15 protein-coding genes are annotated in these 20,179 nt (G+C 40.2%); 11 read left to right on the top strand and 4 right to left on the bottom strand.

Translation table 11 applies throughout. The features are described from left to right. The first annotated feature begins 2 nt into the window (after positions 1-2). The 10 genes from JIV24_RS04005 to JIV24_RS04050 all read left to right on the top strand — a co-directional run bounded on the left by JIV24_RS04005 (position 3) and on the right by JIV24_RS04050 (position 11,850). Positions 3-986, top strand: coding sequence for a CoA transferase subunit A (locus JIV24_RS04005; protein WP_200463722.1), 984 nt, complete (start codon positions 3-5; stop codon positions 984-986). 18 nt (positions 987-1,004) lie between these two features. Then, entirely contained in the window at positions 1,005-1,778 is a 774-nt protein-coding gene (locus JIV24_RS04010; protein ID WP_200463723.1) for a CoA-transferase subunit beta, read from the top strand. Between the two features lie 225 nt (positions 1,779-2,003). Continuing rightward, positions 2,004-2,828, top strand: coding sequence for a 3-keto-5-aminohexanoate cleavage enzyme (kce, locus tag JIV24_RS04015; protein ID WP_200463724.1), 825 nt, complete (start codon positions 2,004-2,006; stop codon positions 2,826-2,828). 72 nt (positions 2,829-2,900) lie between these two features. Continuing rightward, positions 2,901-3,941 (top strand): L-erythro-3,5-diaminohexanoate dehydrogenase, encoded by a 1,041-nt coding sequence (kdd, locus tag JIV24_RS04020; protein ID WP_200463725.1) that lies wholly within the window; start codon positions 2,901-2,903, stop codon positions 3,939-3,941. Between the two features lie 61 nt (positions 3,942-4,002). Beyond that, on the top strand, positions 4,003-5,286 hold the full coding sequence (gene kamA / locus JIV24_RS04025; RefSeq protein ID WP_200463726.1) for a lysine 2,3-aminomutase: 1,284 nt from the start codon (positions 4,003-4,005) through the stop codon (positions 5,284-5,286). 61 nt (positions 5,287-5,347) lie between these two features. Beyond that, on the top strand, positions 5,348-6,223 hold the full coding sequence (locus JIV24_RS04030) for a hypothetical protein (protein WP_200463727.1): 876 nt from the start codon (positions 5,348-5,350) through the stop codon (positions 6,221-6,223). Next, the gene (kamC, locus tag JIV24_RS04035; RefSeq protein WP_200463728.1) at positions 6,213-7,796 is read left to right on the top strand and encodes a lysine 5,6-aminomutase reactivase ATPase KamC; all 1,584 of its coding nucleotides are present in this window, start codon (positions 6,213-6,215) and stop codon (positions 7,794-7,796) included. The genes JIV24_RS04030 and kamC overlap by 11 nt, the downstream gene beginning before the upstream one ends. A 13-nt stretch (positions 7,797-7,809) precedes the next feature. Beyond that, positions 7,810-9,372, top strand: coding sequence for a lysine 5,6-aminomutase subunit alpha (gene kamD, locus JIV24_RS04040; protein WP_200463729.1), 1,563 nt, complete (start codon positions 7,810-7,812; stop codon positions 9,370-9,372). Between the two features lie 144 nt (positions 9,373-9,516). Then, on the top strand, positions 9,517-10,254 hold the full coding sequence (kamE, locus tag JIV24_RS04045) for a lysine 5,6-aminomutase subunit beta (protein ID WP_200463730.1): 738 nt from the start codon (positions 9,517-9,519) through the stop codon (positions 10,252-10,254). 414 nt (positions 10,255-10,668) lie between these two features. Then, positions 10,669-11,850, top strand: a complete 1,182-nt coding sequence (locus JIV24_RS04050) for an acetyl-CoA C-acetyltransferase (protein WP_200463731.1) — start codon at positions 10,669-10,671, stop codon at positions 11,848-11,850. A gap of 1,075 nt (positions 11,851-12,925) precedes the next feature. Here the strand turns inward: JIV24_RS04050 and JIV24_RS04055 are convergent. Continuing rightward, the gene (locus JIV24_RS04055; protein WP_200463732.1) at positions 12,926-15,130 is read right to left on the bottom strand and encodes an outer membrane protein assembly factor BamB family protein; all 2,205 of its coding nucleotides are present in this window, start codon (positions 15,128-15,130) and stop codon (positions 12,926-12,928) included. Positions 15,131-15,421: 291 nt separating this feature from the next. Here JIV24_RS04055 and JIV24_RS04060 point away from each other — a divergent pair, with 291 nt between their 5' ends. Next, positions 15,422-16,540, top strand: a complete 1,119-nt coding sequence (locus JIV24_RS04060) for a DNA alkylation repair protein (RefSeq protein ID WP_200463733.1) — start codon at positions 15,422-15,424, stop codon at positions 16,538-16,540. Positions 16,541-16,818: 278 nt separating this feature from the next. Here JIV24_RS04060 and JIV24_RS04065 read toward each other — a convergent pair whose 3' ends face one another. The 3 genes from JIV24_RS04065 to JIV24_RS04075 all read right to left on the bottom strand — a co-directional run bounded on the left by JIV24_RS04065 (position 16,819) and on the right by JIV24_RS04075 (position 20,165). Continuing rightward, entirely contained in the window at positions 16,819-18,720 is a 1,902-nt protein-coding gene (locus tag JIV24_RS04065) for an amidophosphoribosyltransferase (protein ID WP_200463734.1), read from the bottom strand. Between the two features lie 119 nt (positions 18,721-18,839). After that, the gene (locus JIV24_RS04070) at positions 18,840-19,283 is read right to left on the bottom strand and encodes an SPOR domain-containing protein (RefSeq protein ID WP_200463735.1); all 444 of its coding nucleotides are present in this window, start codon (positions 19,281-19,283) and stop codon (positions 18,840-18,842) included. Positions 19,284-19,322: 39 nt separating this feature from the next. Beyond that, positions 19,323-20,165, bottom strand: a complete 843-nt coding sequence (locus tag JIV24_RS04075; protein ID WP_200463736.1) for a universal stress protein — start codon at positions 20,163-20,165, stop codon at positions 19,323-19,325. Positions 20,166-20,179 lie beyond the last annotated feature (14 nt).

A 20,179-nucleotide genomic window follows, 5' to 3' on the forward strand; every position in this document is an offset into this window, starting at 1 on the left:
ACATGAGTAACGCACCGTTAAAAAAAGGAATTGGCGAGCTATTCATGTCGCCCGATGCCGATGAAATGAGAGGCTTTCTTCGAAATAAGAAGAAACAAATGAAAAGCAAGTTAACTAGTATCTCCGATGCAGTTGATGCTTATATAAATGACAATGACTATTTGGCCATTGGTGGTTTTGGCGGGGTTCGTATCCCCACAGCCCTGATACACGAAATCATTCGTAAAGAGAAGAAAAACCTTGGCTTTGCCGGCCATGTATCTACTCACGATTGCCAATTATTAAGTGCCGGTAAATCATTCAATCGATGTGATGCTGCGTATATCGTAGGCCTCGAAGCTCGCGGCTTATCAAAGAATTCACGACGCATGTTTGAGTCGGGCAATGTTCAAGTAACAGAGTGGTCAAACGGTGCCTTATCCTGGCGATTTAAAGCTGCTGCAATGGGCTTGCCTTATCTGCCATCAAGAGTTATGCTGGGCACCGACACCTTCAAACATTCAGCCGCTATCGAAGTTGAATGTCCTTTTACCAATCAAAAGTTGGCAGCCTTACCAGCCTTGCATCCTGATGTAGCCGTAATTCATGTGCATCGGGCCGATGTGTATGGTAACTGCCAAATTGATGGCATTCTGGTAGCCGATGACGATATTGCCAAGGCGTCAAAACGTGTAATAATAACCACTGAAAAAATCATCTCTAACGAAGAAATCAGAAGAGAACCATCAAAAACAGTTATTCCATACTGGTGTGTTGATGCAGTTATTGAAATGCCATTTGGTTCATATCCGGGTAATATGCCGGGCGAATACTTCTCTGATGAGGAACACCTGAAAGATTGGTTAGTGGCCGAAAAAGATGAAATGCAACTGGAAGAGTTCATTGGTCATCACATTTTATCATCAAAGGATTTTTATGAATACCTGGAGAAAAATGGAGGTATGAACAAGATGAAGCAACTTATGCAAGCCGAACATTTGTACTAATCTTTAAAACACGATTAAATGGAAAATACATATAATCCAATGGAATTAATGATTACCGTTGCAGCCCGAACTCTTGAAGATGGTGCAATGGTAGTAGTTGGCACGGGTGTCCCGGTGGCAGCAGCAATGCTGGCACAGATGACTCAGTCGCCTAACTTAACCATCATGTTTGAAGCTGGTGGTATTGCTCCTTTATTGCCAACAATGCCAATATCAGTTGGTGATTCGCGAACAACTCACAAAGGCTTGAAGGCAACATCTATGGCCGAAATAATGGAATTATGCCAGGCAGGTGTAGTTGATTACTGCTTTCTAGGAGGTGCACAAATTGATAAATATGGAAATCTAAACTCCACTTTAATTGGAGATGATTATAATAAACCCAAAACCCGATTCCCGGGAAGTGGTGGCGCCAATGACCTTGCTTCATTATGTTGGAGAACCATGGTTGTTACTCCGCAAAACCCAAAACGCTTCGCAAACAAAGTCGACTTCATCACCACCCCGGGATTCTTAGATGGTGGCACCTCACGTGTGGAGGCAGGATTACCTGCTGAAACCGGACCATATAAAGTCATTACCGACATCGGTGTTTATGGCTATCATGTAGATTCAAAAGCCATGATGTTGCTGTCGCTTCATCCGGGCAAAACGATTGATGACGTCAAAGCCAATGCTGAGTTTGACATCATCATTCCCGACATCTACGACACAACGCAAGAACCCAGTGATGAAGAACTAAAGATTCTGCGCGAGAAAGTTGACCCTGCTGGCGTCATTATTGGCCGATAACCCCTTCTTCAACAATAAACCTGGATTATGATTTGGAACATCGTCATGAGCATTAAAAACACAATAAAACAAGACTTTCCTGAAACGAGGCATAGCATCGTTTTGTTGAGTTGAAGGAAAGTAACAAAGAGACTTGTTTTGAAGTGTTTTAATGGCGTAATAGATTTTCTAAACCATATTACAGGTTCAACCTTAACAACAATCAACAACTTAAAACCTGGAGTAATGAAAAAAATGATTATAACATGTGCAGTATGTGGAGCCGAAACGACTCGCGAGCACAACCCTAATTTACCGTTAACGCCATTAGAAATAGCAGAAGCAACTCTTGAAGCATACAAAGCAGGAGCCTCAATCGTTCACCTTCATGTGCGCGACGAAAATGGCGGCCCAACGCAAGACCCGGCAGTATTTAAAGAAGCAATCCGATTAATACGCGAGCGATGCGACATCGTAATTGAAATAACTACCGGCGGCGCTGTTGGCATGAGCGACGATGAACGAGTAGCGGTTATTGAAGAGCTTCAACCAGAAATGGCGTCATTGGATTGTGGTACAGTTAATTTTGGCGATGAATACATCGTAAACACCTTACCTACGATGCGTCGTTTTGCCAAAGAGATGAACAAGTACAATGTACGCCCTACTTTGGAATGCTTCGATATTTCACATGTGGCAGCTGCTGATATCTTAATAAAAGAAGGCCTACTAAAACCGCCTTACCATTATGGCTTTGTGATGAATGTGCCTGCTGCCATCCCTTACGATATTGAATTATTAAACCTATTAGTCAGCCGTATTCCTGAAGGTGCTAACTGGACGGTAATGGGCGTTGGGCGTGCTTGCGTGCCTGCTCATTATGGAGCATTTGCCATTGGAAATGGATTTATCCGTGTTGGTTTTGAAGACAATGTATACTTCGAAAAAGGTGTATTGGCCGAAAGTAATGCACAATTAGTAGAACGTACAGCTAAACTTTCTCGCGATGCCGGATATGAAATTGCCACGCCAGCTGATGTGAGAGAAATGTTGCAGTTAAAAGGAATCTAGTAAAGACGCAGGAATCAAGACTTTTGGTTCTGTAAACACAAAAGCTAATTGCTTATTTATCAACGATAATAAATGAAGACAGGAAATAAATACGGAACACATCGTGTTATTGAACCTCAAGGGGTATTGCCACAACCGGCTGCAAAGGTCGGTAATGATATGAGCGAGCTGTATGATAACGAAATCTTAATTGATGTTGATGTTCTTAATATTGACTCGGCCAGCTTTACACAAATTAAAGAACAAGCCAATGACAATACCGAAGAAATTAAGAGCATCATCCTCGCCATTGTTGCCAAACAAGGTAAAATGAAGAACCCGGTAACCGGTTCAGGAGGAATGCTCATCGGTTCAATAGAAAAAGTTGGCGCAGCCCTTGAGGGCAAAATTGATTTAAAAACTGGTGATCGTATTGCCACATTAGTTTCGCTTTCATTAACACCTTTGTTTATCGAGGAAATTATCGATATCAAACCAGAGATTGATCAGGTTAAAATAAAAGGAAAAGCCATCTTATTTGAGAGTGGTATTTATGCCAAATTGCCTGCCGATTTATCTGAAACACTTTCATTGGCCGTATTGGATGTATGTGGTGCCCCGGCGCAAACTGAGCGTCTGGTTAAAAAAGGAGATACCGTTGTTGTGCTAGGTGCTGGTGGCAAATCGGGCATATTGTGCTGTGCTGTTGCCAAAACAATAGTAGGTGAATATGGAATGGTGATTGGAGCCGATTACAGCGATGAAAACATTAATCGCCTAAAGCAAGTAGGCGTTTGCCATCATACCATTAAACTAAATGCAACAGATGCCCTTCAATGCTATCAAACCATTGACGAGCTTACAAAAGGACAGTTGGCTGATGTCGTTATCAACAATGTAAACATCCCGAATACTGAGATGGGAAGCATTTTAATGTGTAAGGATCGAGGTACTGTTTACTTTTTTAGCATGGCGACATCATTTACAAAAGCTGCACTTGGCGCCGAAGGTGTAGGCAAAGATGTGGATATGTTAATTGGTAATGGTTATGCCATTGGGCACGCCGACATGTCCATTGATATTCTACGGAAAGATGAGAAGATAAGGAAGTTATACGAAGAGTTGTATACATAACAAGGGTGCAGCGATGAGCACACAATGTGCAAATCACTAAAGAATCAGAAAATCTACTTGAATGAAACGAAAATATTCAAACGTTGACTACAAAACCATCCCACTATTTAAGGATGTGAGTGAGGAAGATTGGAACAACTGGAAGTGGCAAATGCGAAATGCCATTCGCGATGTTCCCAGTCTTGAAAAAGTAATGCCTTTAAGTGAAGAAGAGCAGGTGCATCTTTCTAAAACTTTGAAGAAATTCAAAATGGCCATTACGCCTTATTATGCGGCTTTAATGAGCAAGGAAAATAACAATTGTCCGGTTCGTAAGATGGCCGTACCTATCCAGCAGGAGCTTTATATTGCTGAATCGGATTTAAGCGATCCGCTGCACGAAGATGTGGATTCTCCTGTTCCGGGCTTAACACACCGTTATCCCGACAGAGCACTATTACTAGTCACACACGAATGTTCTATGTATTGTCGTCATTGTACGCGCCGCCGGATAGTGGGTGAGACCGATGAAGATATGGCCAAAGGACATTTAGAGAAGGCTTTTGAATACATTGCTAAAACACCTGAAATTCGTGACATAGTCATTTCCGGTGGTGATCCATTGATTTTAAGCGACAGTCGCATCGATTACATACTAACAGAGCTTCGTAAAATTGACCATGTTGAAGTGATTCGCATAGGTAGCCGAATGCCTGTGGTATTACCACAGCGTATTACAGATGACTTATGCAACATCATCAAGAAGCATCATCCGGTATATGTCAACACCCACTTTAATCATCCCAAGGAGATTACCGAGGAAGCCCGGCAGGCCTGTGAAAAATTAGCCAATTGCGGTGTTCAAATGGGTAATCAGTCGGTGCTACTAAAAGGTGTCAATGACTGTTCCAATGTAATGAAAGCCTTGATGCATGATTTACTGCGAATACGAGTGAAGCCTTATTACATCTATCAATGTGACTTGTCAGAAGGTATCTCACATTTCAGAACAACCATCTCTAAGGGTATTGAAATTATAGAAAACCTGCGAGGTCATACTTCCGGCATGGCTGTTCCAACATTTGTAGTGGATGCACCTGGCGGTGGCGGTAAAATACCGGTTATGCCCGACTACCTGATTTCGCAAACTGAAAAACGTGTGGTATTGCGTAATTACGAAGGCATGATCACCAGTTACACGCAGCCATCGGACTACCAGGGGCACACATCTGACGATTGCGATTTCTGTCATAACGATGCTTTGGTTGCAAAAGATGGTGTGGCGAAATTACTGAACGAAGGCGGTACCATACGACCACAATCAATGCGACGCGAAATTCGCACCAATGGAAATGGGAAACATTAATTGACTCTTAAACTATCCATATACAACTACGCCATAGGCTGGTTTTCAATTAAGCCAGTCTATGGTATTTATTAAGATGAGCAACGATGCATTGACATATCAATTTATCAACAATACCACTTTTGTGATGGGTAATCGCAAAAATGCCGGTAAAACAACGTTTATGAATTGGGCATTGAACCAAATCAGGCACGTTGAATCACCTGCATTGGCGACCATTGGTATCGACGGTGAAAGTAATGATATGATTGATGGGCGAGAAAAACCCCTTATTCACACGGTGAAAGGCGATGCTGTTGTTACAAGTGCCAATATGCTAAAACGAAGCAATGGTCTTTTCAAAGTTACTAAAGCATTACCCATAAAAACACCATTGGGCCAGCTCGTAATTGCACAAACGATTAGAGATGGATACATTGAGTTGGTTGGGCCAGAACACAATCAGCAATTGGAGCAGGTTGTTAGTTTTCTATCGGATGAATTGGGTTACAAATCCATTATTATCGATGGTGCTGCAAGCAGAATAACACCCATTGCCTCCATTAGAAAATCAAGTTTGTACTACCTGGTTAATATCGATAGAAAGAACCTGACAAAAATGGTGGAACAGATGCAATTAATCAGCATCTACTCAAAATTTATAAAAGCAAAAGACACTGAAAAACCTTACGTAATTAATGGTGCATTAACACCATCAAAACTAACAGATATTCCAGATAATTGCAGTTCAATACTTATCAATGACATGTCTGCTATCTTCTTAAATTATCGTCAGGCACAGCAACTACTTAAATACTTAATTATCAGAGTTAAAAATGAAATATCACTCAAAGCATTCGTTGTCGTTCTAAAAGATATAAAACAGGAAGAGTTTTCTAAGCAATTGATAAAAGCTGGCATAAATACTAAAATCATCTATAACCCTTATGTGCATTAAAAAAGTCATAGCATTTACTAATTTCAATAGCTTTTATTGTAAGTATAAGCCATTGACTCCTTATGGCCTTGAGCACAAGGATGCCATGCATTTTTATTGTACGCATAAGGAACTCGATGAAGTACATGAAATTACGGATGTTCTGATTCAGTTCATCCATTCAGATGAGCACAAAGCATTAAAAACTGAACACCATCTCAATCGTATTGACCGCTTAAATTCACTGAACAAGTCAGAGTTCGATACAGTTGATTTACATCTCATAAAAAAATTCCTACTTAACTATCGGGCTATTACGGCACTACTTCCACAGGACATAAAAACGATAATTGGTCACAATTCCAATCATGAGTCTTTATGGAATGCCTTATCGCCCAATGTAGAAACAGATGAGTCATTTTACTTATCATCGGCTTTTAGTAACGAGCTAAAGTTAATACGTGAGGCTATACAATTGGTTAATACTCACTTAAGTACCCTTATTAAAGAAACTCTTGCCTCTATCGAAGAAAAATATCAGCTGCCATTTAGTGGTCGTGAGTTTTTACTTGTTAGTAAAACAAGAACCGAACTTCAGGAAGCTAAAGAGTTGAGATGTGAGTTCTACGATTCACACCTCATGAAGGTCAAACCTGTATTTGGAAAGAACTATCTGAATAAGCAGTTTGAAAAAGAAAAATTACTACTAAAAGAGACAGAAGCTGAAAGAGATATTTTAACTGAATTGTCGAAGCTGATTGTTAATGAAAAACAACAATTGCATCAATCTATTGAAGCGATAAGGCTTCTGGATACCACTTTGGCTAAAGCACGCCTGGCAAGCCAACTCAAACTAACAAAACCAAATTACAAGGCTTCACATTTAAAAGTGACAGAAGGCTTTCATTATCCGCTTTGGGAAACACACCAAAGCAAAGGACTTGCTTACACACCTTTAAATGCCACTTTTAACAGTAATACCATATTACTCTCGGGCTCAAACATGGGTGGCAAAACAGTTTTATTCAAGACGCTGGCCTTTTTACAATTGCTCACTCAATTGGGGTTCAGAATTCCGGCTACTGAATTTCACACCAGCGTTTTTTCTGCCATCCATGTATTGGGCACCACCCAGGCTAATAGTATCGAAGGACTCAGCTCTTTTGGTGAGGAAATCCACCAATTAACCAATGCACTCGACAGTAAAGAATCGCGGCTTCTATTTGTAGATGAGCTGGCAAAAACGACCAATGCTACTGAGGCGAAAGCTATACTTTGTGCGGTTTTAAACTTTATCACAAAGAACAAACAGCTAACAGGGTTCTTTTCTACACACTTTACAAAGATTCCTGATATGGAAGGTGTTTCAAAACACAGGATGAAAGGGCTAAACAAGGAATCGTTTGAAAAACATTACCAGAAAGAATCAGCTGCAATTAGTGATAAAATACGACTGATTAATGCCTTTATGCAATACGAAGTTATAGCTGATAACGACAGTAAAAAGAGCAAAGACGCACTAAGCATCGCTGGTATCCTGGGCTTACAACCAGAGATACTAAAAGATGCCAACAATTATTTGAAGAAAAAATAAAGACCATATAAAAATGACAGAATCGAAACTAAATCTGGATAAAAACAAAATAAACAGAGCGAGGGAGCTGTCAAAGCAGATTACCCAACCTGTGAATAAATACATTGAGCAGCATACCACTGTTGCTATTGAACGTGCCACTCTGCGCATGCTTGGGGCCGATGGAGTGACGACCGATGATGTGCCGGTACCAAATGCCATCGTTAACACTTTGGGTGACAAAATACAATATGGTGCATCGTTGTATTACATAAATGCCATGCTTCGCAAAAATCTTAGCACCGAACAGCTCAATGATGAAATAGCGAAGGGGCTCGATGTTTCAACGATTGAGTTAGGCGATAAAGCACTCATCATTGAAAAAGCGAAGGAATTAGTTGCGGCATTTGCCCATCGGGTAAAAGGAAACGTGGCCTATCGAAGCTCCAAAATCACCGAATTTAAGGAGAAGGAAAACTCACCCCTTCTCTACCTCATCGTGGCAACAGGTAATATCTACGAAGATGTGAAACAGGCTCAGGCAGCTGCTCGTCAAGGTGCTGATATTATTGCCGTTATTCGCACAACAGGTCAGAGTCTGCTCGATTTTGTGCCCTACGGCGCCACAACCGAAGGGTTCGGAGGAACATATGCCACTCAAGAGAATTTTAAAATAATGCGAAAAGCATTAGATGAAGTAGGCAACGAAACCGGAAAATACATACGCCTGGTGAATTACTGTTCTGGCTTATGCATGCCCGAAATTGCTGCCATGGGCGCCATGGAACGTCTGGATATGATGCTTAATGATTCAATGTATGGCGTTTTATTTCGTGACATTAACATGTATCGCACCTTTGTCGATCAGAAATTCTCTCGCATGATTAATGCCTTTGCTGAAATTGTGATTAACTCTGGCGAAGACAACTACCTGACAACTTCTGACGCATACGAGAAAGCTTATACTGTCACAGCATCACAGTTTATCAATGAGCAGTTTGCCTATGATTCAGGGCTTCCGGCTAAACTAATGGGACTGGGCCATGCTTTCGAAATGAATCCGGAGATAGAGAATGGATTTTTATACGAAATGGCACAGGCACAAATGGCACGAGAGCTATTCCCTGAGGCTCCATTAAAATACATGCCTCCAACCAAATACATGACTGGCGATGTATTTAAAGGCTACATCATGAATGCCATGTTTAATTTCATTGCTAAATCCACCAATCAAGGCATATTATTATTGGGAATGCTTACCGAAGCAATACATACGCCTTTTATGCAAGACCGCTTTTTAGCAGTTGAAAATGCCCGCTACATATTAAACAACACGAAGGATTTTGCCAACGACATTGAGTTTAAAAAAGATGGCATTATGCAAACACGTGCTCAGAATGTACTGGATGAAACCATCGGGTTTATGGAGCAAATCAGCGAAAAAGGCTTGTTTGATTCTATTGAGCAAAAGTTATTTGCCGAGGTGAGTCGTCCGAAACATGGTGGAAAAGGCTTTGACGGGGTTCACCCAAAAGCAGCAGAGTATTTTAACCCTGTGTACGATTATCTGGAAGTTGAACTTGGATTAAAAAAGTAAAGTGAATGCATTAACATTAAATAACCACCTCCTCCTTATAAAGAAGGAGAGCAATGCAATACTATCCCCTCCTTTCTAAGAAGGGGTGCCAAAAGACGGGGTGATTCATTTAGTAATGCCTTGAGAACTAAAAAAAGTAAAGAAATGGATAACATGATACGTCCTTACGGAGATACAATGAATGATGGTGCTGTTCAGTTATCATTCACTCTTCCTGTTGCCCACTCGGCCAAAGCCGATGAAGCAGCAAAACAATATGCCCATCAGTTAGGTTTTGAAGAGGTGGAAGTGGTACACTCGAATCCTCTATCTGAGAACTTCTCCTTTTTTGTGGTATATGGCAAATCACAACAACAAATTAACTACGATAAAATTGAAGTGGAAGCCGTCGAAAAGTCAATGGACTTTTACGAAGTCAACAATTACATCAAAGACCACATAAAGCGGAAGGTAGTGGTTGTAGGTGCTTGTACCGGAACAGACGCCCATACAGTGGGTATTGACGCCATTATGAACATGAAAGGCTTTGACCAGCACTATGGTTTAGAGCGCTATCCAATGATGGAGGCTCATAATCTGGGTGCGCAAATCCCCAATGAAGAGTTAATTAAAAAAGCTGTTGAGCTAAATGCGGATGCTATCCTGGTTTCGCAGGTGGTAACACAAAAGGAGGTACACATTCAAAACATGACCGACCTTATTGAACTGCTCGAAGCCGAAGGTTTACGCTCTAAATTGATTGTATGTGCTGGTGGACCTCGCATAAGTAATAAGCTGGCACTTGAATTGGGTTACGATGTAGGCTTTGGCCGAGGCACTTACCCTGAAAATGTTGGGTCTTTTATTGTTAAAAAAATGGTGGAGCGAAAAAGTTCACAGTAGTGTATTGTGTATTGTGAACATTACGAAACAAAGCCCCCACTCCCTTCGGGTTTCTCCCAGGAGGAGAATATCCGTTCATCTTTCACTTCATCTTCCCCTTGGGGAAGTGCCTGAAAGGCGATGGGGGATTAAGAGATAAATAATCCTAGCTATTCAAGCACCGTTAACCTTCTCCCCTCGCTTAAGGCGTTATTCTCCTCCTTGGAAAGGAGGAGAATAACGCAATAACACCCCCTCCTTATTAAGGAGGGTGCCAAAAGGCGGGTGGTTATTCAGTGCACATCACTAGCGCAGATTTGCAATCTGTGCTAATAATTAAACCAATTGGCACGGACTATAAATCCGGCCAGCGTAAAAAATAACGTAATCAAACTTCGGAATCCGAACATCGGACTTCGGACTAAAATATTAATCATGAAAGAAATTTATATCATAGACGCTGCTCGTACAGCCATCGGCAATTTTGGCGGAAGTTTAGCAACTGTTTCTCCGGCACAAATGGGCGCCACTGTTGTTAAATCACTTTTAGAACGTAACAAGCTCAACGGTTCTGAAGTGGATGAAGTTTTAATGGGAAGTGTGTTACAGGCTGGTCATGGGCAAAATGTAGCTCGTCAAATAGCGATGGGTGCGGGTATTCCTAAAGAAAAAACCGCTATGACCATTAATATGGTATGTGGCTCTGGCTTACGAACTGTAGCTATGGCTGCACAAGCCATTAAAGCCGGCGATGCAGAGCTAATCATAGCAGGTGGAGCCGAAAACATGTCGCAGGCACCATATATCTTGCCTAAGGCTCGCACAGGCTATCGCATGGGTGATGGCACTTTAATCGATACCATGATAGCTGATGGTTTGACTGACGTGTTCAATAATTACCATATGGGCATTACAGCTGAGAACCTGGCTGATAAATACAATCTGACGCGAGAAGAGCAAGATGCCTTTGCAGCAGATTCACAAAACAAAGCCGAGAAAGCAATTAACGATGGTCGATTCGAAGATGAAATCGTAGCAGTGGAAATCCCTCAACGCAGAAAGGATCCTATCATTTTTAAGCAGGATGAATTTGTGCGCTTTGGTGTTACAGCAGACTCATTGGCTAAACTGCGCCCTGCCTTTAAAAAAGAAGGAAGCGTAACAGCGGCTAATGCATCAGGAATTAATGATGGTGCTGCTGCCATAATTGTTGCCAGTAAAGAAGCTGTAGAAAAATATGGCCTCGTACCTATGGCCAAAATTGTATCTTATGCCTGGCATGGTACTGAGCCTTCAATTATGGGTATTGGCCCGGTTCAGGCTGTTAAAAAATCGCTTGAAAAGGCAGGTTGGGAAAGCGATGAACTGGAATTAATTGAAGCCAATGAAGCTTTTGCGGCTCAATCATTATCAGTAATGAAAGAGTTGAAGCTCAATCCGGAAATTACCAATGTTAATGGTGGCGCAATCGCCATTGGCCATCCGATTGGTGCTAGCGGAACGCGTATTTTAACCACTTTAGTACATGAAATGAAGAAGCGCGAAGTAAGCAAAGGGTTAGCTACCTTGTGTATTGGTGGTGGCATGGGCATTGCCATGTGTATTGAAAGAATTTAATCAGTAGTTTATTGTCCTATTTATAATTAGTAATCCCGTTAAAGAGCTTTGCTTACTTAAACGGGATGCTTAAACCTTTAGTCTATGGAAAGCCCGCCAGTTTGGTGGGCTTTCTTGGTGCTAAGAAAGTTCTGCTAACAGTAGCGTCTCGCTACGTTCTTATATTCAAGTCCTCTGGCCAATTCTACATTTCACAGTTTATTGATTTTATAAACTTTACAACTTACGAAGTCAGGTAAAAACACCATCCTAATTAGCGGCTCGGCTATGAAGCGAAAGTGATTTGTTGCCAAATTTACCTTTCAAAATACAAAGTAGCCAAAGCGTTGGTTTTGTTTTTATCTTATACTTTTTCAAAAGCCAAATCAACGATTTGGCGGTGGTTGCCGAAGCTGCTAACCAACCAAAATTAGTCGGCACACTTTTGATTTATAAGCCATTATTGGTAGCTGTTGTTTATATTTTTCTTGACTTGATTGACTCTACTTCTCAGTCAGTATAATTCTATATGAATGCCCCAACCACTATAGGTCTTGTCTTACTTCGTATTACTGCCAAATTCAATTTTTCCACCGTTACATATTATAGCGCATCTGTAACAATACTATGCGCAAGCGGGGAAATCCACTGAGAGATCGGGGAAATTGATTGAGAGCTTGGGAAAATGCATTGCGGCGTCGTTACAATTGATTGCGCAACCGGTACAATCGACTGAGCGAACAGGAAAATCCATTGCGCGGTCGGGATATTACGTTGCGCAGTCAGTCCGATACACTGAGAAGCCTGTTTTATGGATAGCATTTTCAAATTCATAATATTAATTCTCAATTCTTTCAATTACGCTGCTTTAATAATTCCCTATTCCTCAAATGTCATGTCATATTTTTTGATACGTTTAAATATTAACTGCATTGCATTTTTTCAATAGCTACCAACTCTTTTCTAACCTACACATATATGGCGAATTGACGATATTATTAATAAAAGGCCGGAGGCCTGTTTAAATGCGACGTAGCGAGACGCTACGCCGAACGATTTTGCATATATTGCTTCGTAGAACGAGGCTTACGCCACTCTAATTTCTACTGAAGCAATAGACATTGTTTTGCGCCCTAATTATAAAGAGTCTATCAGATATGGCAGGCGTAGCCAAACATGTTTCTCCTACAATATTTTTAGCAATGATTTCAAATTCGCGTCCGGCCTTCACTACAACAACCCCATTACTTTCACTTGTACAATATATTTTACCATCGGCTGCCACAAGTGATGCTGTCACTGCTCCTGATTTGATACTCTTCCGATAAATTCGCTCACCATTTTCCGCATCGTAACATGTCAGCATACCATTATTGGCCATGGTATAAAAATACCCTTCATAAGCAATTGGAGAAGGCATATACGTACCTCCTTTTAAGTGTCTCCATTTAATAAACTCACTGGCAGATAAACTGTCGGCAATTGAAATATCCCCTTTCCCTCCAGGTTTTATGGCATATATAGGACGTACCGGTGGATAACCACCGGTTACATAAACCATATCCTTATACACAACTGGTGTAGCAACTGTAATTTCAGAATTAGGCCCGAGTTTCCACAGTTCTTCACCCGTATCTGCCTTATAGGCTTTAATGTATTTTGTACCATTTGTTATAATTTCATGGTGGTTTTTCCCATAATAAATAGATGGTGTACCCCACGAAGAAATCTCTTCTCTGTCTGTTTTCCACACTTCCTTTCCAGTAGCTAAATCATACGAGGCAATAAAAGATTTATTGGAGCGATCCGCCTGAACAACAACTGTGTTTTTATAGATTATCGGCGAAGCCGCATGTCCCCATTGGGTTTCTGATTCAAAAAACCAGCCTGCATCTAATTGACCCAAATCTTTTCTCCAAATCTCTTTTCCGTTCATATTGTAACAAACCATCCCTTCTGAACCAAAGAGCGCAACCACATATTTACCATTCGTTACGGGGCTCGAATTTGCTTGTGTCGCTTTGGGGTGCCGTTTTACCCTCGGAATACCTGTAAAACCGGTCTTCTCCCATATTATGCGCCCCTTATACTTATCCAAACAATATATTTTCCAAATGTGTTTAGAATCATCTTTTACGGGTTTAACATCACCATATAGCCCTACCCGGTACTCCGCTGTTGTGTCTTCACCCAAAGCCGTAATCAAAAACAGCTTATCACCCCAGGTTACAGGACAGGCATGTGAAAGTCCCGGAATACGTGTTTTCCACTTAAGGTTTAGGTTTTTCTCCCCATTCCAACGTGCTGGCGGAAATTGCCCATCAGCAATTCCACTGGCATTTACCCCCCTGAAAGAGTTCCAATTAAGCACCTCTTTAACTTCTCCGGTGTTATCCTTGAATGCCACTTGTTTTTCTTTTGTAAGTGCTTCTTCAAACCTCACAAAAGTTGTCTTATTAGCTCTATTTATTAATTGCACCGAAACCGCATTTTCATCAACCACTTTAAAAGCTAATTTGATGTGTGGATATTCCTGAAAGGAGAATATGGATGCAGAGTCAAATTGTAATTGATAAAATTGATCGCCGTTGAAACTACACAGCATCTTATTATCTTCATTTTTTATTTTCAATCGTGTATCATTATCAGCATATAAACCTGCATACTTAATATGACGATCGTGTTTTTTTATTTTTGGCATTACAGCTCCGGCATGCTTGAGCATATCAACATATTCGTGTTTTTCCATTCCAACTGCCGTTAAAAGCGCCGAGTTTAATTTGTCTTGTTCGATTGTTGCTTCCGCAAGTAAAAGCTTTAATACTTCAGCATTTTCAATTCGCACGGCTATACCGATACAACTACTTGCTCCTGGTGCACCATTTTCTAGAAGTAACTTGACTGTTTCTGTCTGATTTTCTCTAACACTATTCGGCAACAGCCAATCCACTTTAACATTGGCTCCATGCTTTATCATTAGTGCAATTACTTCTACATTATTTTCGTAAAACGACCATTCAAAAGGTGTAGACTGATAAAAATAATCTCTGGCATTAGGATCGGCGCCATTCTCAAGCAGAATCTTGATAGACTCTGTATTGTTCTTATCGGCCGCAAAGGTAAGGGCTGTTGCTCCGTATTCAGATTTTGCGTTCACATCTACACCAGACGCTATCAACTCCTTAATACTATTTACATCATTAACTTTGGCCGCTCTAAACAATTTTTCAATATCTGTTTGAGCAAAACTTAGTTGAAATGTAAAAATCAATGTCGAAATGATGAAGCTAGCTTTTTTCATGTCTGTTAATTTTAAAATTCTGAATATCCGTCATCTCGCATAAGACATTAATTAAATATTTCGAAAATGAAAAGACATAACAAAGACACTTAGTCACAGAGCCTTATTGCCAAACTCACAAAAACGCTGCGTCTTTGTGCCTCTATGTTTATTCTGCCATGCATAAAAACGGTCAATATTTTAAGAATAAGCAAGTTAAAAAGAACTCATCTAATTCGCCATACAATTACCTGAACTTATAGTACCTTAACACAATCTTATATACGGCTACAAACAATTTCACACTTTATAATGGCAGAACTATTTAAAAACCTTTATTCCAAAGCCTTCTTCGAGGTATTTACCGAAGCCCTGGAAATGGTTATAGATAACTTTGACAAGAAAGCTTTTTTAATACAGATTTATAACGATGAATGGGATGACTTAGAGTTAAAGCAACGCATGCATCATATAACAAGTATACTAACACCCTACCTGTCGAACAACTACCCAAAGAGCATTGAGCAACTGCTGCAGCTTATCGATTCGCTTAAAAGCATTGGTGTTTCTGAAAGGCTTAAATACCCCGACCTGGTATTCTTGGTATTCCCCAATTATATTGAACGCCACGGACTGAGTGATTATGACACATCGGTGGCGGCCATCAAAAAAATCACGTCCTTTTCAACCTGTGAATTTGCTGTACGCCCATTTATCATTAAGTATGGCGACCAAATGATGGCTGAGTTATTAGAATGGACACAAGATGAAAACCATCATGTCAGGAGACTAGCTACTGAAGCCTGCCGTTCACGCTTACCATGGGGAATGGCCATTCGCGAGTTTAAGATTGATCCCAGTCCAATTATGCCCATACTGGAAGCGCTAAAGAACGATCCCTCGGAGTATGTTAGAAAAAGTGTAGCCAATAACCTCAATGATATTTCCAAAGACAATCCGCAAGTCACCATTGATATCGTAAAAAGATGGAAAGGTGCATCAAAAGAAACGGACTGGATAGTCAAGCATGCTTCTCGCACATTATTGAAAGCAGGCAACCAGGAACTCATGCAAGTCTTTGGTTTTGGCTCTATTGATAATATTGAAATCACCAACTTTAATGTCAAGAAAGATATAATACGCGTTGATGAGGCTCTTGAGTTTCAGTTTAGTTTGACTAATCATTCGGCAAAAAATGAATTGATTCGTCTGGAATATGGCATCTACTATTTAAAGCAAAATGACACGCATACCAAAAAAGTGTTTAAAATAAGTGAGCGAAATTATGAAGCTGGTTCAACTAGCAGTATTAAAAAACTTCAATCTTTTAAGCTGGTTTCAACACGCAAATACCACATGGGTGAGCACCTTGTTAGCCTCATTGTCAATGGTATTGAAGTAGAGGAAAGTTCCTTTGAATTAAGACCATAAACAAATGGGACCTAAACCGTTGCTTAGAATCCCATTTACTAACCTAACCCAAATCTATGAAAAAAATCTGTCAGGTAAATTGCAAGCTCTGTGCCAAAAACCATTTCATTTAAGTTATTGGAAGTTAAATATTGTAGATAAATGTAGATATCTACATTTCTGCATATTTAAACCATAAAAAAACCTCAGCTGAATAATTCAACTGAGGTTTGTATATCAATCTAGAGGTGAAAAGCTTTTGTAAAACACTTGAACTTACCTACTCACTCTTCACTTCTTTAATACGCTCTTCCACTCTTACCTTCCACAAAATTTATAAAGGATGTATTCACCACTTTATTTCCTCCGGGTGTTGGGTAATCGCCGGTAAAATACCAGTCTCCATTATCATCCGGACAAGCAACATGCAGGTTCTCAACACTTTGATATACTAAATCAATTTTAGCATCAATATCGTCAGGTGTTAACATTTCAGCTATTTTGGCCGAAATTTGCTCAGCTGTAAACGGACGGTAAATATCTTTTACATGATTGACAATTTCCTCTTTTGGCAAGTTCTGCTGTTCCTTACACTTATTATAAACCTCATCAATAATGTGTTCTTGTTTAGTATCCTTCAACAATTCTATTGTCGCTGAGAAAGCACAGAAGTCTTTCAGTTTCGCCATATCGATACCGTAACAGTCAGGATAACGAATTTGAGGTGCTGATGATACAACAATAATCTTCTTCGGATGCAAACGGTCAAGAATACGAAGAATACTCTTTTTCAAAGTTGTTCCACGAACAATGGAATCATCAATAATAACCAGAGTATCAACCCCGTTTTTAACAATTCCATAGGTCACATCATAAACGTGAGCCACCATATCATCGCGACTATCATCATCGGCAATAAAGGTGCGCATTTTCACATCTTTAATGGCAATTTTCTCAACGCGGGGCTCAAGACTCAGAATTTTATCCAGTTTCTCTGGCGACATCTCCGCTCCCAAATCAAGAATCTGTTGTTTCTTCACCTGATCCATTTCACGACGTACACCTTCCATCATTCCATAAAAAGCTGTTTCGGCCGTATTAGGAATAAATGAGAAAACCGTATTCTCAATGTCGTAATCAACTTTTTCAAGAATTGACTTGGCTAACAGACGACCAAGTTCTTTACGCTCTTCATAGATTTTACGGTCGCTACCGCGTGAGAAGTAAATGCGCTCAAATGAGCATGAACGGCGTTCTTGCGGAACACGAACCAGCTCTTCTGATACTTTACCATTTTTCTTGATGATAAGTGCGTGGCCTGGTTTTAGCTCTTTGACCTGCACCGATCGTACATTCATAGCTGTTTGAATTACCGGACGTTCAGAAGCTACTACCACAATTTCATCATCGGCATAGTAACAAGCCGGACGAATACCCCATGGGTCACGCGTTACAAAAGCATCTCCATGACCAACTACTCCTGCAATGGCATATCCACCGTCCCAGCGACGACTTGAACGCTCTAATATTTCGCGAATATTTAACTCCTCTTCGATATTTTGAGAAATTTCGCGATTGGTTTTACCCTCGTTTTTGTACTTTCTGAATAATAACTGGTTCTCTTCATCAAGAAAATGACCGACATTTTCTAAGATAGTTACTGTATCGGTATAATCTTTTGGGTGCTGTCCTAATTCAGAAAGCGACTCAAAAATCTCATCTACATTGGTTAGGTTAAAGTTTCCAGCCAAGGTAAGATTACGCGATCGCCAGTTGTTTTCACGCATTACCGGATGTACATAGTCGATGCTATGATTTCCGAATGTTCCATAACGTAAATGCCCCAGATACAGTTCTCCTGCAAATGGCAGGTGCGCTTTAGCATATTCTGGATCATTTAGTAAATCAGCATTTTTGTCCTGCTGCTTAATAAATGGTTCATTAATCTTCTCAAATACATCTTTAATTGGATTGGCTTTATTAGAACGGTGGCGAGAAAAGTACTTCTGCCCCGCTGGCTGATCAATTTTTAAGTTGACAGCTCCTGCCCCATCTTGTCCTCGGTTATGTTGCTTCTCCATCAAAAGGTACAACTTATTAAGGCCATAACGCCATGTTCCGTACTTCTCTTGATAGTACTCAAGTGGTTTTAGCAAACGGATAAGAACAATCCCACACTCGTGCTTAATCTGGTCACTCATGATTTTTCCCTCTTAAAAAATAAAGCGCAAATTTATTTCTATTTTTTCAATCGCCCAACACGATTTACAGAAAAGAAAAAGCCGGAAAATTTTCCGGCTTTGCACACTCAATATCTTATTTAAAATTTATTCATTTTAACGGCTCCATCTTTCACAATATAACAGTTTGGAAAAATCTTTCGCAAATCTGTTAAAAGCGACAACGCTTCATGTCTGTGTCGATAAGTGCCAACCCTAACGCGCCAATTTGGCGAAGTAAACGACAGGTCAGCATCGTATCCCGGAAAATTATTTAAAAACTTACCTTTTACATTTAATGCTCTTCTTTTTCCGGCAGGCCCCAAACCTGAATACAGTTGAATACGATACCCTTCAACACCGCCAATACGCTCATTCACTTCAACCTGTATATCAACTAGTTCTTCAATTCCTTCTTCATCATAAATAGTAATAACACCTTCGCCTTCTGTGCGTTCCTGCAATTTACCAGCAAGATTACCATCACTTTGAGCATTCACTACCAATGAACTAAAAAAGAATAAAACAATTATCAGGCTCTTCATATTATTATAGCTTATTGAGGCGCAAATATAAACAATAGATTAATCTTTTGTAGGAATAACCAATACGGGTTTTAAAGATTTATTAATAATTTCGTTTGTAAAAGACTGATAAATACGTACAAATGGATTTGTGGTATGATGCACATGCGTTGTAATTAAATCAATATCACTCGCTTGTGCATAATCCAATAGATTGTGAGCGTAATCTTTACCGGTAATCATTGTATCGCTGACTTCCACTTTTGCTTCGGCAGATACGAACTCCTTAACCTGCTTAACGAAAGACATCATTTCCTTATTCATCCATACCAAATCGGATGATTTAAGACCTACAACATGTACTTTTGCATCAAATAAATGAGCTATTCCTGCAATTTCAGGAACTTTCTTTCTGCTGGCTACGCTATAATCTACCGGCAAAGCGATGCTTTTTATCTCGTGTCTGAACTGCATTCGTTTGTTAACAACAATTACCGGACAAGGCGAATGTGCTACCAACCTGTACGCCGGACTCCCCAGCCACTTCGAATTCATAGAAACATCATCGTGGGCTCCTAATACCATGATGGTTGAATCGCCATACTTTGCCTGATTGCAAATTTCTGTCACAATATTTCCTTCTCTTATTTTAAAATCGAAGAGACCACATTCAACCTTATACTGACTTTTAAATCGTCGATAAAGCTCATGAGCCCACGCATCCACATCCTGATTTAATTTATCAGTAGCTTCATCGGAACTAAAAAAAGGAACTATTAATTGATTTGTTTTAACATGAACAACACGCACTCTGGCATTAAGATGATTAGCCATATTAATACCATACTCAAGAGCGATGAGTGATTCATTGGAAAAATCTACAGGAATTAAAACTTCTTTCATGGTGTGGTGATTTA

Source organism: Carboxylicivirga marina (genome assembly GCF_016612505.1).
GTDB classification, from domain to species: Bacteria; Bacteroidota; Bacteroidia; order Bacteroidales; family Marinilabiliaceae; genus Carboxylicivirga; species Carboxylicivirga marina.

Excerpts from the sequence above, each read along its gene's own strand:
- JIV24_RS04070 (WP_200463735.1), bottom strand. The coding sequence starts at position 19,283 with ATGAAGAGCCTGATAATTGTTTTATTCTTTTTTAGTTCATTGGTAGTG.
- JIV24_RS04005 (WP_200463722.1), top strand. The coding sequence starts at position 3 with ATGAGTAACGCACCGTTAAAAAAAGGAATTGGCGAGCTATTCATGTCG.
- kamC (WP_200463728.1), top strand. The coding sequence starts at position 6,213 with ATGTGCATTAAAAAAGTCATAGCATTTACTAATTTCAATAGCTTTTAT.
- JIV24_RS04065 (WP_200463734.1), bottom strand. The coding sequence starts at position 18,720 with ATGAGTGACCAGATTAAGCACGAGTGTGGGATTGTTCTTATCCGTTTG.
- JIV24_RS04050 (WP_200463731.1), top strand. The coding sequence starts at position 10,669 with ATGAAAGAAATTTATATCATAGACGCTGCTCGTACAGCCATCGGCAAT.
- kdd (WP_200463725.1), top strand. The coding sequence starts at position 2,901 with ATGAAGACAGGAAATAAATACGGAACACATCGTGTTATTGAACCTCAA.
- kce (WP_200463724.1), top strand. The coding sequence starts at position 2,004 with ATGAAAAAAATGATTATAACATGTGCAGTATGTGGAGCCGAAACGACT.
- kamA (WP_200463726.1), top strand. The coding sequence starts at position 4,003 with ATGAAACGAAAATATTCAAACGTTGACTACAAAACCATCCCACTATTT.
- JIV24_RS04030 (WP_200463727.1), top strand. The coding sequence starts at position 5,348 with ATGGTATTTATTAAGATGAGCAACGATGCATTGACATATCAATTTATC.
- JIV24_RS04010 (WP_200463723.1), top strand. The coding sequence starts at position 1,005 with ATGGAAAATACATATAATCCAATGGAATTAATGATTACCGTTGCAGCC.
- JIV24_RS04055 (WP_200463732.1), bottom strand. The coding sequence starts at position 15,130 with ATGAAAAAAGCTAGCTTCATCATTTCGACATTGATTTTTACATTTCAA.
- JIV24_RS04060 (WP_200463733.1), top strand. The coding sequence starts at position 15,422 with ATGGCAGAACTATTTAAAAACCTTTATTCCAAAGCCTTCTTCGAGGTA.
- JIV24_RS04075 (WP_200463736.1), bottom strand. The coding sequence starts at position 20,165 with ATGAAAGAAGTTTTAATTCCTGTAGATTTTTCCAATGAATCACTCATC.
- kamD (WP_200463729.1), top strand. The coding sequence starts at position 7,810 with ATGACAGAATCGAAACTAAATCTGGATAAAAACAAAATAAACAGAGCG.
- kamE (WP_200463730.1), top strand. The coding sequence starts at position 9,517 with ATGGATAACATGATACGTCCTTACGGAGATACAATGAATGATGGTGCT.